Source organism: Shewanella sp. Sh95 (assembly GCF_001308045.1).
In the GTDB taxonomy this organism is placed as follows: domain Bacteria; phylum Pseudomonadota; class Gammaproteobacteria; order Enterobacterales; family Shewanellaceae; genus Shewanella; species Shewanella xiamenensis.
Map to the genome: position 1 here is coordinate 100870 of NZ_LGYY01000020.1, position 18939 is coordinate 119808.

Sequence of the window (18939 nt, forward strand, 5' to 3'; positions counted from 1 at the left end):
ATTCATCACGTTATAAATGTGGATCACCAGCGGACGACAACAAGAATAAAACAAGGCTACTGACAGCATCATGTCAGTAGCCTTTGAGTGAAAGTGAATTTATTTAACGAAGGATAACAGGATTACTTAGGCAGGCTTGCCTGATGGGCTGAAATAAACGCCTCCATCGCCTTAGTCGCTCTCGCTTGCGCCGTGGCCAAGGTGTCTTGCGCCGTCATAGGCTCGACCACCTCGTAGTAACACTTGATTTTAGGCTCAGTGCCCGATGGCCGTACTATCACCCGCGCGCCATTGGCTAAGCGGTAAGTTAATACATCACTGGCGGGCAGATTGATTTTCTCAACCTTGCCATCGGCAAAGCGGCGCTCTAACGCCTTGAGATCATCGGTCGACACCACGGCATGTTCACCAATTGCCAGCGGCGGATGTTCACGCAGATAGGCGCCGATATTAGGAGTATCGGGTTTTAAGGCAATGCTAACTTGAGCATTGAGATGGAAACCCTGCTCGCGGTATATCTGCTCGAGTCTATCCCAAATAGTTTGCCCTTTGGCGGCAAGCTCGGCGGTTAATTGGGCGAAGGCGACTAAGGCCGACAGGCCGTCCTTATCCCACACCATGTTACCGACGGTGTAACCCAGCGCCTCTTCGTAGGCAAACAGAAATTGATTTTCAGGCTGACTCTGCGCAATCCCCACATTCATCAGCCACTTAAAACCGGTGAGCGTGGTATAGCTTTCAACACCAAAGCCTTTGGCGATTTTAGATAACAAACTAGAAGACACTATAGTCGTGCCCACCAGACGTTGATCCTTGCTCGCATGGCTTAACAGATAATGACCAAAGAGCACACCCACTTGGTCACCCGTTAGCATTTGATACTCGCCATCATCCTTACGTACTGCTACCGCAAATCTGTCGGCATCGGGATCATTGGCGCAGGCAAGCATGGCACCATGCTTTTTCGCTTCGGCAATGACTAAATCCATCGCACCCTTTTCTTCCGGATTCGGGAAATTAACCGTTGGGAAATCCCCATCGGGTTCGCGCTGCGCCGCCACCGAGTAGACTTGGGTAAAACCCGCATCCTTAAGCACAGTTTCAGCCATTTCAGCGCCCACACCATGCATAGCGGTATAGGCAAGGCTAACTTTTTCGGGCGCAGTGTGATTTTGCAGCACATTAGCGTGCATCACGCCGCGGCGATAGGTTTCGTAATAATCGTCATTAAGCCAAATCAATTTACCGTGCTTGATGGCATCAGCCTGATCCATAAACGGAATTGCTTGGGTTGCCGCCTGCTCAATCTTAGCGGCGATACCTGAGTCATGGGGCGGGATAATCTGCGCGCCGTTTTCCCAATACACTTTGTAGCCATTGTATTGTGGCGGGTTATGGCTGGCAGTCACCACAATGCCCGCAGCGGCATTAAAATGTTTCACCCCAAAGGCCACCAGCGGCGTTGGCGCCACTTTGGCGGTGAGGCGCACTTTAATCCCCATCGCGGTGAGTACACTGGCGGTATCATGGGCGAAAGTGCGTGAATCGTGGCGGCCATCGTAACCAATCACAACCCCGCGCTCGGCGGCATCTTTAATTTGTTCGAGTAGATAGGCACCAAGCCCTGCAGACGTTTGGCGGATAACCAAGCGATTCATGCCCATAGGACCTGCGCCCACCACACCGCGTAATCCGGCGGTACCAAACTCTAACCGTCCAGCAAAACGTGCCTCGAGTTCGGCGTCATTGCCTGTGTCGATTAAGGCTTGCAGTTGTGCCTGAGTGCGGGGATCGGGGTCATTTTCGAGCCAATGCTTAACCTGTAATTGCAGATGAGTATTCATAGGAGCCTCAGTGAAAATCATTTTCAATTACCTTAGGAAAATCCATGCCGAAGAACAAGCAAATTTGCACTTTTCGCGGCGGATTTAAGTGTAAAGAGAGAAAGTGTAACGAAATTAGGAGAAGTTAAGTCACGTAAAGACGCGATTTATTAACCCTGTTAATCCTCATGTAACAGGGGCTGTCGTGCTTGCGCAGCAGCGCGCCGAGGTGCTTCGAAAGCACTCACCACCTCAAGCAAAATTGCACTGATAAATGCCACGAATTGACGTCTTAACGCAGTAAATTAATCGACACTACGTTAGAGAACAGCTCCTTTTCAGAGTCCTGCTCCAATTGATTTCGCCAAGGTTTATCGAAAACCCGCACAAGATAATATGTATCGCGCCCCGTGTCTGTCACAAAGGCGATGCCAAAACGCATCAACTCGTAGTGAATATCATGGACAAACACCAATGAAAAATTTTGGCGTCCGGTCAGCTGATTGATATCTTCTCGAGTTAAACTCACGCCCTTTTCAACACCCTCGAAGCGTTTCTTTAGCCAATGAGCAAATTCCTTCGCACTCACCATAGACATGATCTTTCTCCTCGTACGATCCTCGGCATTAACGGCCTGGTTCGCGGTCATCTGTTCGATTATTTGTAATGATGGCGTGGCGTAATGGCCAACATCTCAGAATGAGCCAAACTGTCGTCCCATTCCGGCAGATAAAGAGCTAAGCCACAAATTTGATGGTGCTAATAATTTATTGTTATTAGTGCAAAATTGATGAAAACAGACTATCTATATTTGGCTCAGTGCGCTGTAAGGCGAACGATTACCCAAGTAGAAAGAAAGCCCGAGCCAAACGACTGTCTATACGAAAAATAGAACAGTTTGCACACTTTTACCAAACCTAAAAACCGCAAATAGAAGTTATTTCATCGGTCAATAACCCAGGCAATCACAACCTATCTTTGAGATGACCGAATAAAAAACTGGCGCACTATGGCGCCAGTTTTAGTTAGAAAAACATTAGCTTACTTCTGCTCGCGCGTCTTCCACAGGGAGAATAATACCCCCGCCAGCAAGAGGCCGAAGGTGACACCAAGGGATAAGGCCGTTGGGATTTTAAAGTCCACAATGCCTTCATGATTAAAGTACACCAGTCCGACTTTTACACCGATAAACACCAATACCACCGATAGCGCATACTTGAGGTACTCGAAACGATGCACCATGGCCGCGAGGGCGAAATACAATGCCCGCAGACCTAAAATCGCAAAGATATTAGAGGTATAGACGATAAAGGGATCTTGGGTAATCGCAAAAATCGCCGGAATACTGTCCACCGCAAACACCAGATCCGCGGTTTCGACTAAGATCAACGCCAAAAACAGAGGCGTTGCCCACCAGCCTTTGCTGAGTTGATGCTCCTCTCCCCTTACCCAAAACTTCTCTTGATGAAGGCTTGGGGTAAAACGCATTTTAGAGCGTAACCATTTGTAAAACTTATTATCTTGGATATCACCATGCTCATCATCGGAAAAGAGCATCTTAATACCGGTGAAAATCAAGAACAGGCCGAATAACACCAACACGCCTTGGTATTGCGCCACCAGCGCCGCGCCTAAGCCAATCATAATGGCACGTAGCACAATAACGCCCATGATCCCCCAGAATAACACTCGGTGTTGATACAGACGGGGAATGCCTAAGCTACTGAAAATAAGCGCGATAACGAAGACGTTATCCATAGACAAGGATTTTTCGATAAGGTAACCCGTGAGGTATTCCATCCCCGCGGTGGAGCCCTTGTACCACCATAACCAAGCGCCGAACAACAGACCCATACAGATATAAAAGGCCGATAACTTAAGACTCTCTGCCACGGTAATTTCGTGTTGCTCTTTGTGTAGCACGCCTAAGTCGAAGGCTAACAATGCCAACACAAAGCCAAAAAACATTAACCAAACCCATATCGGGTAACCCACAAATAGCGTGGTAAAAAACTCCATAACACTCCCTAAAACCTAAAAATACCGAGTTTTCTCGGCCACATCGCTATGCTCGATCTTAATACTTAGCGACACCAAAAACAGTGAAACAGGGTAAAAAGTTTAAAATAGCAGATTAAAATTTGTTTAAATCCATACTAAACAGCCAAAACAACTAGTTGCACTAGACCCTATCTTCGGAGCATTTATCGTACTCTTATCAGATTTAAGCCTAGTCCTAACGCTCACGGGATCATCACTACTCACGCCTTAGCCAGCACAAATCGATAGCGTTTGCGCTAACGGTGTGAAAAGCGAGCTGTTTGAGCGCACTGTTTAACACTTGAGTATTAAGCGAAAATGAAAAATCCGCGGGCAAGAATGGCCGCTTGAAATAGCGTAAATGGCGTGTGTGATCGCTCACCACAAAGGATAAAAAGGAGATTCGATGGGAAGCGAAAAAACTATTCGCGACCGAGCAGACGACGCACGACTAATACCACAAGATGCAGTAACAACAGGCCAGTAAAAGCTGAGCAGAAAAACAGTAAGGCGATGGAGTTGACCTCACGTGGAGTGTCACTGTAGAGATACCACCACAACGGCCAACCGATAAGCGACAGCAACGTCAACTGCCACATGCAGCGTTTGCAGCGGCCAATCTTTTGCCGAAAAATCGAAGTATTACAATCGTCGCACGCCATTAACGTTTTAATCCATTAGCTTACCGTAACGGCATAAGATATCACCAAGTTTGTCCTGTGCTAAATACCGCACTAGAGCGATGCCTTGAGGCGCCTCATACCCTCTTCTATCGACACTAAGGCATGATAACCAAAGTCCTGTTTTGCCGCGCTGATATCGAAGTAATGGCTACAGGAGAGCTGTTTGGCAACAAAGCGGGTCATTATCGGCTCTTCTTGTTTATTCAGCAGTCGATATGTCATTTCTAACACTGCGCCCACCACATAGGCCAGTGTCTGTGGCACGCGCGCGGTCACTGGCGGCAATCCATCACAGGCTAGAATGAGGTTCAGCATCTTGGCCATAGTTACAGGCTCGTCGTTACTGACAAAATAGGCTTTCCCTTGGCACTTAGGCGAGACTTGGCAAAGCTCAACGGCCGCCAGAATGTGGGCATAAGCGGCGTTATCGATATAAATAGTATCGACCAGTTTATCTTCACAGCCAACCAGTTTTAACTTTCCTAAACGGCCACGTTCCAGTACCCGCGGCACAAGGTGGGGATCGCCAGGACCCCAAATCAAATGCGGCCGCAGGGCGACGGTCTTTAGCGCATACGCCGATGCAGTTGAAGAGATTTGATTAGCATCGAGCATCATCTTCTCGGCTATCGCCTTGGAATGAGCATAATAATTTAAAAAGCGGCTGGCGTAGGGCGTCGACTCATCAATACCCGATTCATCCTCGCCGGCAAAGGTCACGCTAGGGGTGCTGGTATAAACTAATTTACTGATTTTAAGCGCTTTACAAGCAGCAATCACATTAGCGGCGCCCTTCACATTAGGGCAAAAATAGCTGTCCCTGTCGCCCCATACACCCGCTTTTGAGGCCACATGGAACACGATATCGCAGCCCTGCATCGCCTGTTTGACTTGCTCAGGATTGGCTAAATCCCCTTGAACCATAGTCACGCCAAGAGCTTCAAGTTCAGGGTAATGGCCACGGGCAAACCCTGTCACCTTAATCCCAGCAGCAAGTAAGCGTAGGCAAATCGCCTTACCCAAAAATCCCCCCGCACCAGTCACAAAGGCATGGCTGACCTTAGCAGCCAAGGCATAAAGCGCGACTTGCTCACGCTTATCGAGACTCAGTTTGCTACATGCTTGGTCACCGCCCACTTGGTTTAGGCCTGTTGGTTGCGACGGCGTACATTCTAAGTCCGTAGGGGCGAGAGAAATGGAACAATTATCGGTCATCTTGCTATTCCGAGACACACAGTGTCGTTTACAGTATTAAGTTCAGCGCTTATATGCAATGGAATAATATTTCATCCCCATGCCACTAAAAAGCAACAGAAAATCTAGACGAGTAAGGTTAAAAGTCCCTTAAATGAACATCAGCCTTTGGTTTGCGATTGCGCCCAAACGGCTAATTTTTCTCTAAATATTTTGGCATTGTGGCGCACATCCACAGGGAAATCGGGATGAATGAGAAAACGTCTAATCCCCTGAGTGTGGCTATACTGCTCGGCAATCGCCATCAGCTCTTGATAGAGCTGCGCACTCTTATTGCATACCAAAGATTGGTCAAGCTCGATGCAGATGAGGGGTTCAATCTCACTCGCGCCGCCTTGCCCCTTCACTTTGATCCCCACTAACGCCGAACGCTTCACATTCGGATGAGTATTAAAAATACGCTCACTCGGAATGGAATAGTACCGTTTAACAAACTGCCCACCTTGGGTGGCATCGACTCTATGGGCTTTTCGGCCACACATCCACAACCGGCCGCTGTCGTCCAGATAGCCAAGGTCGCCCATTCTGTGCCTAAAGGTTTGCCGCTCGCGGTCCCAGATTTTAGCCGCCGTCGTTGCCGTTTCGCGGCGATAATAGGATTGGCTCACCATAGGGCCTGTTACCACTATTTCGCCAATTTCCCCCGCGTTAAGACGCAGGCCATTATCCCACTCAGGGATGTTATCCTCAGTGATGGCGATAATCGCGATGCTGACACCATCAATGGCGCGACCGACACAAATCCCACCACCATTATCGGTAACCTGAGTAGTCGTAAATAACTCATCGCTGGCGATCATGCTGATGGGTAAGGATTCGGTAGCGCCATAGGAATTGAGTACAGGCACGCCGTCACTGAGCATTTTGCTAAAGCGTGCAATCGAGGCAATAGTCGCGGGCGCGCCAGCGGAAATTACGCGTTTCACACTGCTGAGTTTATGTTGGCGCTTCGACTCGGTTTGCTCACCGGCGCGGCCTAAACGCTCAAGCAAGGCAGGATTGACAAAGATATTGCTGCATTGGTATTTCTCAATAGCGGCAAATAAAAATTCAGGATTGGCCGTAATCGGTTTACTAGCATCCATCTCAGGCACAATCGATGCCATACCGAGCGCTGGACCAAAGAGGGAAAATAGCGGAAATGTCGCTAAATCACGCTCGCCATGTGCAATGCCATAATCCTGCTTTAGCGCCTGAATTTGCGCCTCAAACATGCCGTGACTATAGACAACGCCTTTTGGCGTCCCCGTGCTGCCACTGGTAAAGAGAATCGCCGCCATCTCGTCATGCCTAAGCAGCGCCATCGGGTACTCGCCCTGTTCTGCCAATTTAGCCGCAGACGACTTAGCTGTTGATGACTTAGCTGTTGATGATTTAGTTGTAGACGACTTAGCTGTAGATAAGAGTATCGACGCTAGACTTGGCGCGCCCGTAAGTAAGCGCGATAGCGTGCCAGCAAGTCCGCTTGGATTACTATCCACATTGATAAGATGCTGCACGCTGGCCTTACCCCAGCCTAATAAACGTCTGGCGATATGGGCTTTAGGGATACCGATAAAGGCATCGGGCGGAGCTTCAATAAAACATTGCTTAAGGTTTTTAATGCCCATGCCCGGGTCAACCAGCACGGGGATAATCCCCGCCTTAAACAGCGCAAACGTTAACGCAAAAAAATCCAGACTCGGTGTGACCATCAGCACCGCCTTCATTCCCCGCGTCAGCCCATGGGCATTGAGCGCGAAGGCGATGGCATCGCTTTGTTTATCGAGGCTAATAAAATCGAATTCTTGGTAAGTCAGATTGGCAAGGGATTTACCCTTGCCCTGTTGCACCGCAACCGCAAGATGATGGGGAATGTGATGGGCGGCTTGCTTTAAATGCCGACAGATATTGGCATCGCTTGCTTGCTCGGCGGTAGATGTCCCATGGCCGAGCTGCGCATCCTCCACTCTAGCCATTAATGTGCGGCCTGTGGCGCTTGAGTCTCTGCCTCAGGCTCTGTGACCGGCACCATTTCAACGTGCTGCACTTCTGCCGCTGGCGTTTGCGCCTCAGCCATAAAGTGTTTGATATGGGTAATCACCTCATCGCTCGCATCTTCGAGGATATAGTGACCACAATCGGCAAATTCATGCACCTGTGCATGGGGCATATGTTCGCGCCATTTGGCTAAAAAGTGCTTATCGAACACAAAGTCCTGTAAACCCCAGCAAATCAGTGTCGGCACCTTGGCAAACTTTGGCAGGCTAGAAGCGATATCCGACACTAGCTGATAGTTTCTGTCACCCGGTTTTAGCGGAATATCCTGCACAAAACGCAGGGTCGAAATGCGATTTGCCCAGGAGTTAAACGGCGCGACATAGGCCTCACGGATGTACTTGGACATCGGCTGACGCTTTACCCCAACATAGGAGGCAATCGATGAAAACGCATTAAAACCACGCACTAATACGGTGCCAAGCAGCGTATTTCGGCAAATCCACAGCGCCAGCGGTAAAGGTTTAGTTTCGGGTAAATGGAAGGCGCCGGTATTTAAAATCACCAGACGTTTAATTCGTTCAGGGTAACGCGCCGCATAGCCCATGCCGATCATGCCACCCCAGTCGTGGACGACTAAAGTAATGTTTTCGTTTACCTTTAGGCTATCGAGCAGCGCCTCTAAATCGTCAATGCGATTCTTAAGGGTGTAGTCGTAACCACTGTCATCCGGCTTATCCGACAAGCCACAACCAATATGGTCGGGCACGATACACTGGTGAGTATCCTTAAGGGCACTCACGAGATTACGGTAATAAAAACTCCAACTTGGATTACCGTGCACCATGACCACAGGCTCACCTTGGCCTTCATTGATGTAATGCAGCTTGTTGCCATTACGGCTAAGAAAATGACGTTTAAACGGCAACAGAGTGTCTAACATGACGCTTCCTATCTTTTGTTTTAATTATTTTGTATTGGTAGCCTGTGCAGGTAAATTCGCCTTTACCTATGCTCAGTGCTAATGCCCATCGCTAAACCAATAAGCATAAAAATGCCCTAGCAAACCTTGCTCTCAAGCGTCGGCTAAGGCAAATAACAATCCTTGAAAAACTACCACTTAATGCCAAGCATCATGCAGTTCAAACCACTGCCGATACCTAAAAAGCTCACCTGATCCCCTGGGCGTAAAAAGCCTTGATCGTGTGCCATGGCCGCAGTGACGGGTAAAGAAACTGTGCCCATATTGCCAAGCAGTTGATATGTTGGAAATTCTTTTTCAGGCGGAATATTTAACGCACTCAAGACCTGTTTACGGTTTGAAGCGCCGACCTGATGGCAGATCACTTTATCGACCTGCTCGACCAACCAATTCCGCTGAGCGAGGAAATGCTCCCACGTGTGCTTTGCCAGCTCGACCCCTTCTTTCAGTAAGGTCACCGCATCGGTACGCATAAACTCACGGTAAATATTGTGCCCCACTTCCTGCAGGCCCCACTGACACAGTTGATGGTGCTGCGGCGCAGATAAATGGGAGGCGCCAAGCAGCTGATGCTTACGCACGTTCGTCAGCGGCAAACTGCCATCGGTCAGGATCACCGCCACCGCGCCAGAGCCGCCGGTTAAGGTCGCCAGCGACTGAGCAAAATTCTGCATGGTCGGATCGGCCAGCATATTATCAATGGTCACATCGACAATATCCCGCGCCGATTCGCAGGACACCACCATGCCCGCCTTAATTTGGCCAAGCTCGATACGGTTGGCAATGTCTAAAATGCCCGATAACACCCCAAGACAGGCATTGCTGATATCGTAAATCGCAGTGTCCTTCGACACACCTAATGCCGCCGCAATCCGACAAGCGGTGGCGGGTTCGTGTTGGTCACGGCAAACGCCGGTATACACCACAGCGCCCAGTTCGGCGACTTCTATTCCCGTTTCTGCAATCGCCTTATGCGCCGCTTTAATCGCTCCATCGGATAATTGATGCCCTTTAGGCCACCAACGGCGTTCGGTAATGCCCGTTAACGCCGCAAGTTGCCCCATAGGAATGCGAAATTTTTGATATAGAGGCGCGAGGCGAGATTCTAGCTCGCTACTGGAAACCACCACAGGTGCCAGTTCATAGGCAAGGCTATTAATAAATACGCGGGAATATTTCATGAAACTGTTTTATTCGCTCACTAGGATCACTGATCTTTTAGGTCAGTTTTTAGTTGTTATGTGTCATTAAGGCGACATTTGAACAAGAAAAGCCCGATGATTCAATAAAAAACCATCTTTCGCCTTAGACTTGTCTCACAGGGTTTATAAACCCTTGTGACGATCATGCCGCCAATCCGTTAATTCAAAATGAACTAATAAAGAAATACTTTATAAAAAACAGTCAGGTATAACATTAAATAGTAGATTGTTTTTTACTCGCTCAATTTTTGCGCCAAAATCAGCGTATTTCTGGGTGTCACACTGTTTGCACAAAATTCCCTCAGGGTCACCCGATAGCCACTTTCCTGCAAAAAGCAGCAACGATCGAGAATTAACCACAGCTCCAGCGCACGGCGGAATAAATGCGCCGCCAAATCGATGCGTCGGGTTAACCTTTGTCGCTGTTTGCCTATCTCGAGCCAAGCGTCAAAATTACAATCTGCGGCTAAGGTTACCGCCTTTTGCGCCGCCGCCCAATGGCAAAACTCGGCAAACTCACCACTCAGCTGACTTTGCTTTATTGCGGGTAAAGGTAAATAAGCATCTATGCCACGACAGCTTCGCTGCAACGCATCAAAACCCAGCCGCCAGGCGATTTCCTGATGCCGCAGCGCCTGTTGTTTCGGATTTGCAATCACGCTCTGTTGTAAAGGCAATTGCAAGTCATGGCGACTTAAACGTAGAGCGCTGTGTTTGGCGAGTGTCGATAAGCCTTGATATTGATTAGCTTGAATTAAATGATAGCAGCAAGGTGAAATCGCCAGAGCCTGGGTGCCCGCCGCTGCGGCTAATTGCAGTAAACGCACATGCAAATCGCCACAGGCATGCAACGCCACCGCCTGTTGCTGGGCGCGAAAAGGATTGGTTTGATGAGTGGAATTTTCGCAAGCATTACCTTCGATAGCGAAGGCATCAGCACAGAGAAATCGCTGTGATAATTGCCATTTATCAGCAAAGGCTTGGCCCTCTTCACAGAGCATCGCCTGCCACTCGAGGCTTAACACATCCACACCACGTGCTTTGGCTATTAAGCGGCCTAAATGGCCTTTGCCCGCACACCACTCCAGCACGGGTAATCCCGCATCGGGCAAATGCTGCACAAAGGCAGTGATCTGCTCCCACTTACGGCCTTTTATATGGGCGCTAAAGTGAGCCAGCTCGGTAAGATCAATACGAGGTGAAGTAGCAGTTTCAATATCATCAGAGCCAATATCAAAGCCTATATCTGAATCAATATCTGAGCCCAGCGAAAGTTCGGCAAAGGAGGATAGGAGTAAAGACAGATCCCAGTCTAAGCCTAACGCGGCAAGATCCTGCTTGAGTGCAGGAGATAAGGCATCGACTAACGCCGATTGCTCGGCATCCAAACTATCGAGCACAGCATCATCAAGCGCCCAAAGGGTGGTTGCTAGCCTTGGAAATTGTGCCGCCCAAGGCAGTGCTTTTGCCTCAAAGGCACGGACTTGCCAGAGGGCGCGGCTCTGCTCAAGTAGCTTATCCAATTGGATAAAGTGCGCCCTGAGCCTGTCCTGACGCTCGACCCTTGCCTGCTTATGATTATCGAGCTTAATTGCCATGCTAAATTTGCTTCACTCTGATGTGTTCCATTTGGCTCTCTTATTGGCCTTAGTCGCCAAGCCGTCATTAAGCCTTTACGAATATCAAGGTGCATTTCACTTAATATCGCTGCCCAAATGGCGGCTAAAGCTGCTAGTATCGCCGCAGTTTTGGCCAACTTGCTATACCAGTTGGCAATCCATGTGTGTGTATACACAAAAAAGCCAGTTAAAGAGAAGAGTTTTAGAGGAAAAGTATGCTCTCCCCCTGTGTCGCTCGCTGCGGCTTAAATGATGAAGATTATTGCATGGGCTGTTTTCGCCATATTGATGAGATTGTCGCTTGGCGCAATGCCAGCGATGCTGAACACACTGCGATTATTGCGCAGCTCCCTGCCCGCAAAGCCCATTTCGAAGGCGACGAAAATCAACAGGTGCTAAGCCGCGCTAAATGGCTGGAAGCCGAGGCACGACTTGCAAAAAAAGCCTAAATTTCAGGCTTTTTACTTTTATCGCTACTTTTTCATCATCGCTTTTAAATCGGCAAAGGGATTATAGGTCGCCGCCGCTTGCTTGGTTTCTGTGGTACTACCGTAGCGGATCAGTTCTTCAAAGCGTGAATGTTCGTTATCGTGGCAATAGAGGCACAATAATTCCCAATTCGAGCCGTCGGATGGGTTGTTGTCGTGGTTGTGATCTCTGTGGTGAACCGTCAACTCGCTTAAATTTTTTGAGGTAAATTCGCGGGTACAGCGGCCACAGATCCAAGGATACAATTTGAGCGCTTGCTCGCGGTAACCGCCCTCACGTTTAGCACGGTATTCCCGCTCTTGGGCTAAGACTTGATCTAACTTACTCTGGCCTGGATTTGCTGACATGCTTACACCTAACTGATGACCCCTAAAAAAGTGCCCCAAGGATAATCCGAGTTATTCCTTGGGGCAATATTTCTAACACGCAAAGCGTTTAGGCGACATGTCCTTGGTCGGCATTGGACAAGTGCAAATAATGCAGGTATTTCTCGTATTGGGTAACCACATCCGCCAATAGCTGCTCTTCGGTATAGCCCATCACATCATAGTGCTGGCCGCCCTGCTCTAAGTACACTTCGGCGCGATAATACCAATTATTGCCCTGCTCTAACTCTTCACCGACCGGATTAACGATTTCAAAGCAGCGCATCCGCACACCGTAAACGAAGGGTTGATAGGCTTCGTTGCTGATCACCAATCGCACTTTGCCGTCGAGATACTCAAGATCCGCCGTTAAGCCCTTACTCATAAATTGCTGACACACCTTAGATAACGCTGGTGTCGCGACATTATTGAGGAAGATACGCGCCTCATCTTCGGTGGGATGCGACACTAAAACTTCGATACGCTCCTCCCAGCTGATATTGGTCTTAGCATATTGCACACTGGTGGTATGGAGCTGCACGCTGTTGATCTTAAGCCAATCATCTTTCAGCGCCTTATACAGCCCTAAACACATCAGCAGCATCACGCATAAAAATGGCATCGCACTGGCAATGGCGGCGGTTTGGAGTGCCTGTAAGCCACCCGCAAGCAGCAGCACTGAGGCCACCACACCCTGTAGCAATGCCCAAAACACCCGTTGCCAGACAGGCGCATTGTTATCGCCCCCCGAGGTCAGGTTGTCGATCACTAAGGAACCGGAGTCAGATGAGGTCACAAAAAAGGTCACCACTAAACAAATCCCAATGCCCGACAACAGGTGCGGGTACGGCATATGTTCAAAAAACACAAACAGCGCCACAGGCACATTGGTATTCACCGCTTCGCTTAGGTAGGTCGCGCCTTGATTCATAATGGCGTCGATGGCCGAGTTACCAAATACCGTCATCCACAAAAAGGTCAGCGCCGAAGGTACAAATAAAATGCCGACTAAAAACTCACGTATGGTACGGCCGCGACTCACCCGTGCAATGAAGGTGCCGACAAAAGGTGACCACGAAATCCACCAGCCCCAGTAGAGTAGCGTCCAACCGCCAAGCCAGTCTTCCTTATGCTGATAGGCATACAGATTAAAGGTTTTATTAACGATATCACTCAGATAACTACCGGTATTTTGCACAAAGGCCTGTAGCAACATTACCGTTGGGCCAAGAATTAACACAATCAGCAGCAGAATAAGGGCCAAGCCTAAGTTAAGCTCACTTAAGCGCTTCACCCCTTTATCGAGCCCCGAAAATACCGACAAAGTGGCGAGTAAGGTAATGCCAATAATCAGCGACACTTGCACCGTGGTGTTATTAGGCAGTTGCTCGAATAAATAGCTTAGGCCCGAGTTAACCTGCAACACCCCAAATCCGAGGGAAGTCGCCACCCCGAACATAGTCCCTAATACCGCAAAGGTATCGACGCAGTGGCCAATCGGGCCATGAATGCGCTCACCGATTAAGGGATAGAGTGCGCTGCGAGGTAACAAGGGCAACTTATGCCGATAAGCAAAATAAGCCAAACTCAGGGCGACTACGCCATATATGGCCCAAGCATGTATGCCCCAGTGGAAGAAAGTGATCTTCATGGCCTCTTTGGCAGCTGCCAAACTCTCAGGCGTTGCATCGGGCGGCGCGAGATAATGCATCACAGGCTCGGCAACGCCGAAGAACATCAGCCCAATCCCCATCCCCGCCGAAAACAGCATGGCAATCCAGCTCTTATAGCTATAGTCGGGCACGGCATGATCGGGGCCTAGCTTAATATCGCCAAAGCGACTGACCATAACAAAGATGATAAAAATCAGAAAAATCGCTACACCAAGGATATACAACCAGCCCGCTTTCGCCTCTATCCACGACTGCATGGATTTGAAAAAGTGATTGGCCTCGGTCGGCCAAATGGCGCAGATCATCACCATTAATGTGATAAAAAAGACCGACGAATAAAAAACCGGTGGATTAATACTCGACTTGATAGACATAAAACTCCCTTGTTCTAGCCAGTTCCCTATTAACATCCCTTCGATGTTGAAGAGATAGCGCAATAATAGGTAACCCTAGCCTCAGCAGTATGTGGTCAGGATGAAATAGGCATAAATAATCCATGACAAGGGCTCGCGGTCAACAATACCTTGTGATGTCATACTCATATTGAAAACGTTTCCCCACTTCCCCGTTTGCTCGACGCTTTTGCTTAATAGTAAAGTCGGCAAACTGTTGACTCGATAAACAGCTAAACCGCTGCTAATGCCCTTTTAGAACCAGCCGCCCTCTCAAAGACAGCGAGCATCAACACCATGCGACCGAATCGCAGGGTTCAACCTCTATGGCGACATAATGCATATAAGCGGTTCGATATCGGTGATATCGAGGATGAGGAATACAAAGCGCGATTAGCGGCTAACGGTTAACCCGTAACAAATAACCAGTAGCAAATATCGACTCGGCCTTGCTTAAGCTCTACTGGAGTGCCTTCGAACAGAGACCACATGCTGTCGAAAACTGACTCAATAGAGATACAGATAATGCTAAACAGCTACTGCTGAATTAGCATAAAAAATGGCGACCTATTAAGTCGCCATCAGATTATATCACAAAAATACCTCTATTTGACGTAAAAAACCAAAACAGCTCTATTAAGCTTTAGTTTTTACCGTTGCCGCGCCCGGCGTTTGCGAGATACCCGCCGTTAAATTGAAGCGCATCGCCTCTTCAAAAGACCAGTCGACTAAAATCAAATCTTCACGTTTGACGAGGCTAGTTACCCCCGCCATTTGGTAACTGAGTTGAAATAACACAGGCACCCAATCCCCTTCGGGTAAAGCATCGAGCAACGGCTGCGGCGGTGTATCCGTCATAATAAAGCCCACCACAAACCCGCCATTAGCCTGTTTAACCAACACGGTTTGCTGTGTATTGGGTTTGCCCTCACGGTTCATTAAGGAAGCGATATCACGGATACTGCCATAGACAGATTTAAACAGCGGAAAACGCATTAATTGGCGTTCAATCCAGCCATAGAGCCACACAATGGGACTCACCGAAAACAACAGGCCCACCGCAAACACTATGGCCACGACTAAGATAAAGCCCGCGCCGACAAAATGTTGGTTAATCCCTACCAACTCTAAAATAAAAATCCCTAAACCATCTAACGATACAAACAATGACCAAAACAACCACAGGCTTAACGCCATCGGCAGCAGGTTCATCAAACCACGGGCTAAGGTTTTCTTCATTACAATCTCATCAAATCCAATGGGATAACAAAAGGCATAAATTATTTACGCTAAAAAGCGCGTTAAATGCTACCACAGAGTCACTTTTGCACCAGTACTTGATGTAAGGTAAGGCGCAGAGAAAACCAATAACGAACCGCTACGGCATCGAGGGAAAGAATATGCGCGTGACCCGCCTAGACCATTTAGTGTTAACTGTGAAAGATATCGAGGCCAGCGTCGACTTTTATCAACGCGTGTTAGGGATGAAAAAGTCCGTATTTGGTCAGGGCCGAATCGCCTTAAGTTTTGGCGATCAAAAAATCAATCTTCACCAAGCAGGCGCCGAATTTGAACCTAAGGCAAACCTTGCTACGCCCGGCAGCGCCGATCTCTGTTTTGTGGTCAGCCACAATATCGAAGAAGTGATCAACCACTTAAACAGCCTTGAAGTTGAGATTATTGAAGGCCCAGTCCTGCGCACCGGCGCCACAGGTCGCATCAACTCCGTCTATATCCGCGACCCCGATTTGAATCTATTAGAACTATCCGAATATCTGCCCGCCTGCACGCAGTAGCGTCTAATCCAATCATATTTAATCGGCACGAATAACCTTATTTCAGAATAGAAATACTATAGAATATTGTTTTACAAAGATAACTTTCAGCAATAGCTAGCTAATAAAGTCAACAATGAACGGAATGATAAGATGATAACAATACCCATCCTAGGTTTGCTTGAAGTGGATCCCTATGATGGCTGGCTTAAAAGCCAACCCATTGAGATCAATGCGCTAAGCGGTAAATTTGAGTTTGTCTTAGAAGAGTACGAAACCGACCCACAGGTGGAGGATTTTCACACTGCGGTGCAACATTTTCTCGCCCTAGACCATACCGCACTCGAGCAAGCCCAAGACGCGATTTACCAATATTATCAAGATTGCTGCGCATACATTACGCCTGCGAGCGAAGAACATATTCATATTCCTAGCCCGAACCAAGTGTGGCGCCATATTGAGTTTGGCGACGAATTAATGGTGTCACGCCGCCTACATGGGGATAACGCCGTGTATATATCCCTTACTTGCCACTGTGATTGGGAGCCCGAGCACGGTTTACAAATCGTGTTTAAACAAGGATTGACCGTCAATAAAATTGGGACCTTTGATGGACACCTTTCCCACGCCGATGCCTATGACGATCCAAGATACGAAGACATGGTCTATGTGCAGTGTTGCAGATAAATTCAGATCGTTTATCTGATTATCTATTTGATTTATAATATTTTTCATTTATAACGCTAGGCTAGTAACATAATTCTCGGCTGAGCATCAATTTATATAGGCTACTGTTTTGAAAGGAAAAGTTGTCTCATACCTTGCCGCTAAAAAGTATGGGTTTATCCAAGGCGATGATGGTGAAAGCTATTTTTTGCATTTTTCTGAGCTATTAGACAAGAAAGATGAAGGCAAGTTAGTCAAAGGCACTATGGTCCATTTTGATCCAACGCCCACACCTAAAGGCCTAGCCGCCAAAGCGATCAGTTTGCCCGAAGTCTTTATCAGGGAGCGATTAGTTGACTTTTTTACCACTAAAGACCGCCACCCTAAAAACGGCACAGTGCTTGTTAGCTATCCCATTACGACCCGCTTTTTTAAAGACCCCAGCGAAGGAAGACGTCATTTAGAACAGCTTGCAAAGCATTGTGGATGCAATGCAGTACTGAATGTCAGCTTTGAGAAGGACACTTTCTCAAAAGGTAATTATCGCTATACGGTACACGCCTTCAAAGGTGAACTCGCCCTAGTAACCGAGAAAGTTCCTGCTGACTCTCAAGAACTGGTTATCGCCTCTGCACAGTTACTCGAAAAACGAAAAGCAGATGTAGAGCAGACAGTTAAACAAATGAGTGAAGCCGAAAATTTAGCACGACAAAAACAACTGTCTGGTTGTCTAGGTACCCTTGCCATGATCACGCTGATACCGCTCGCACTGGTGCTCAGTGCTATAGCGGTTTTTCCTGCTTAGCGAGTTTAAAACAAGTCGATAGTGTTATTTATTAAAGAATATATGGACGGATTTATAACCCATGATAACTGGCTTAAACTGACCACCGTGTTTGGCAAGCTATTTCACTGTTGCTTCCCCAGTGACACGCCATAAACTCATCCCTGAGGGCTCGACGGCGGCATCCATGCCGCCAACGGTCACAGTTGCAACAATGACAATCTTTACGACCATTGAACTGTTCATCTAGCTAAAAACTTTTTGCCCCAAAGCGAGATAAGTTTGTTGTCAGGTGTGTAGGATGAATTGTCATTGTTTCCCCTGTGACACGCCATAAACTCATCCCTGAGGGCTCGACGGCGGCATCCATGCCGCCAACGGTCACAGTTGCAACAATGACAATCTTTACGACCATTGAACTGTTCATCTAGCTAAAAGCTTTTGGCCCAAAACTTGTTAGCACACGTTTGTTCGTTCTGGACTTTACGAAAGAGTTACCCTACAAAATCTCATCTATTAGCCCTCCACTTTAGTGATTCTCTATAACAGCCGAATCCTAGTTAGATATACAGTCATATCGTATTACGCTAGTTTTTGAGGGTTTTGAGAACAACATTCGTGCGCGTTTTTCCGGATGGTGTATTTGTAAAAAATCTGATAACTTCTTTACATACAGATAGTTAACTGTGCGCGTTTTTACTGGTCTAACGTGATAAACGCGCATGCGCACGAATAAAATGTTATGCCTTAGTGAGTATGTGCTCCAAACTATGAAACCAAGTACGCCAGCGGAAATGTCGTTTACGCGAGAATCAGTGATCCAAATGCTTGGATGGGGCGCAACCCCAGAAGCATCCCCATACTCGCACAGGCAGATCGCAGAATGGTGCGATAGGTTCTGGTGTCAGTATCTCGATGTTGATGCCGATCCAGAAATTGAGAGATTGCTACCTGTTCTCACGGATGTGGAAACTCAGTGGGATCTCTATCTGGCAAACACATACACGCTTGAAGAGCTCCGGACCAAAGACTTTGATGCCGAGCAAATGCCCAAGGAGTGGTTCAATGATTGGCTTCGGCAATTGGCATAATCGGGTAGCCGGAGGTATTTAGCCTCCAGCCCCCACACCACCCTGCATGCGGCTCCGCACAGGGCGGTTCATTTAGAACGCCTAACCTGTTTTCTGGTTCGGATAGTGAACCGCGATCCATCCA

Annotated in this window: 17 protein-coding genes; 5 read left to right on the forward strand and 12 right to left on the reverse strand. The window is 48.0% G+C overall.

What is annotated here, in order from left to right:
* Positions 1–122: 122 nt before the first annotated feature.
* The 9 genes from AEA42_RS01765 to AEA42_RS01805 form a co-directional block, all read right to left on the reverse strand.
* A complete protein-coding gene (locus AEA42_RS01765; protein ID WP_055646791.1) occupies positions 123–1844 on the reverse strand; it encodes a phospho-sugar mutase in 1722 nt (573 codons plus the stop codon).
* Between the two features lie 271 nt (positions 1845–2115).
* Positions 2116–2421 (reverse strand): hypothetical protein, encoded by a 306-nt coding sequence (locus tag AEA42_RS01770; protein WP_055646780.1) that lies wholly within the window; start codon positions 2419–2421, stop codon positions 2116–2118.
* A gap of 443 nt (positions 2422–2864) precedes the next feature.
* Entirely contained in the window at positions 2865–3842 is a 978-nt protein-coding gene (locus AEA42_RS01775; RefSeq protein ID WP_037417025.1) for a TerC family protein, read from the reverse strand.
* Positions 3843–4285: 443 nt separating this feature from the next.
* Positions 4286–4525: a DUF3624 domain-containing protein gene (locus AEA42_RS01780; RefSeq protein ID WP_047538531.1), complete on the reverse strand. Its 240-nt coding sequence runs from the start codon at positions 4523–4525 to the stop codon at positions 4286–4288.
* Positions 4526–4597: 72 nt separating this feature from the next.
* On the reverse strand, positions 4598–5761 hold the full coding sequence (gene oleD / locus AEA42_RS01785) for a 2-alkyl-3-oxoalkanoate reductase (RefSeq protein ID WP_082389597.1): 1164 nt from the start codon (positions 5759–5761) through the stop codon (positions 4598–4600).
* A 140-nt stretch (positions 5762–5901) separates the two neighbouring features.
* A complete protein-coding gene (gene oleC / locus AEA42_RS01790; protein WP_055646781.1) occupies positions 5902–7758 on the reverse strand; it encodes an olefin beta-lactone synthetase in 1857 nt (618 codons plus the stop codon).
* Positions 7758–8720 (reverse strand): alpha/beta fold hydrolase, encoded by a 963-nt coding sequence (locus AEA42_RS01795; protein ID WP_055646782.1) that lies wholly within the window; start codon positions 8718–8720, stop codon positions 7758–7760. The genes oleC and AEA42_RS01795 overlap by 1 nt, the downstream gene beginning before the upstream one ends.
* Before the next feature lie 170 nt (positions 8721–8890).
* A complete protein-coding gene (locus AEA42_RS01800; RefSeq protein ID WP_011717598.1) occupies positions 8891–9940 on the reverse strand; it encodes a 3-oxoacyl-ACP synthase III in 1050 nt (349 codons plus the stop codon).
* A gap of 254 nt (positions 9941–10194) precedes the next feature.
* The gene (locus AEA42_RS01805) at positions 10195–11559 is read right to left on the reverse strand and encodes a methyltransferase (protein ID WP_055646783.1); all 1365 of its coding nucleotides are present in this window, start codon (positions 11557–11559) and stop codon (positions 10195–10197) included.
* 236 nt (positions 11560–11795) lie between these two features.
* Here AEA42_RS01805 and AEA42_RS01810 point away from each other — a divergent pair, with 236 nt between their 5' ends.
* Positions 11796–12029 (forward strand): DUF1289 domain-containing protein, encoded by a 234-nt coding sequence (locus tag AEA42_RS01810; RefSeq protein ID WP_047538543.1) that lies wholly within the window; start codon positions 11796–11798, stop codon positions 12027–12029.
* A 24-nt stretch (positions 12030–12053) separates the two neighbouring features.
* On the opposite strand, the gene AEA42_RS01815 is transcribed toward AEA42_RS01810, so the two are convergent.
* From AEA42_RS01815 to AEA42_RS01825, 3 genes are all read right to left on the reverse strand, one after another.
* Complete coding sequence (locus tag AEA42_RS01815; RefSeq protein ID WP_011717601.1) at positions 12054–12416, reverse strand: YajD family HNH nuclease; 363 nt, start codon at positions 12414–12416, stop codon at positions 12054–12056.
* Positions 12417–12504: 88 nt separating this feature from the next.
* On the reverse strand, positions 12505–14481 hold the full coding sequence (locus AEA42_RS01820; RefSeq protein ID WP_055646784.1) for a BCCT family transporter: 1977 nt from the start codon (positions 14479–14481) through the stop codon (positions 12505–12507).
* 654 nt (positions 14482–15135) lie between these two features.
* Positions 15136–15738 (reverse strand): DUF502 domain-containing protein, encoded by a 603-nt coding sequence (locus AEA42_RS01825; protein ID WP_055646785.1) that lies wholly within the window; start codon positions 15736–15738, stop codon positions 15136–15138.
* A 161-nt stretch (positions 15739–15899) separates the two neighbouring features.
* On the opposite strand from AEA42_RS01825, the gene AEA42_RS01830 reads away from it, so the two are divergent.
* The 4 genes from AEA42_RS01830 to AEA42_RS01845 all read left to right on the forward strand — a co-directional run bounded on the left by AEA42_RS01830 (position 15900) and on the right by AEA42_RS01845 (position 18815).
* Positions 15900–16295: a VOC family protein gene (locus AEA42_RS01830; protein WP_055646786.1), complete on the forward strand. Its 396-nt coding sequence runs from the start codon at positions 15900–15902 to the stop codon at positions 16293–16295.
* 132 nt (positions 16296–16427) lie between these two features.
* Positions 16428–16961 (forward strand): hypothetical protein, encoded by a 534-nt coding sequence (locus tag AEA42_RS01835; RefSeq protein ID WP_055646787.1) that lies wholly within the window; start codon positions 16428–16430, stop codon positions 16959–16961.
* Between the two features lie 109 nt (positions 16962–17070).
* Positions 17071–17745, forward strand: coding sequence for a cold shock domain-containing protein (locus tag AEA42_RS01840; RefSeq protein ID WP_055646788.1), 675 nt, complete (start codon positions 17071–17073; stop codon positions 17743–17745).
* 749 nt (positions 17746–18494) lie between these two features.
* Positions 18495–18815: a hypothetical protein gene (locus tag AEA42_RS01845; protein WP_047533546.1), complete on the forward strand. Its 321-nt coding sequence runs from the start codon at positions 18495–18497 to the stop codon at positions 18813–18815.
* Positions 18816–18939: the final 124 nt, after the last annotated feature.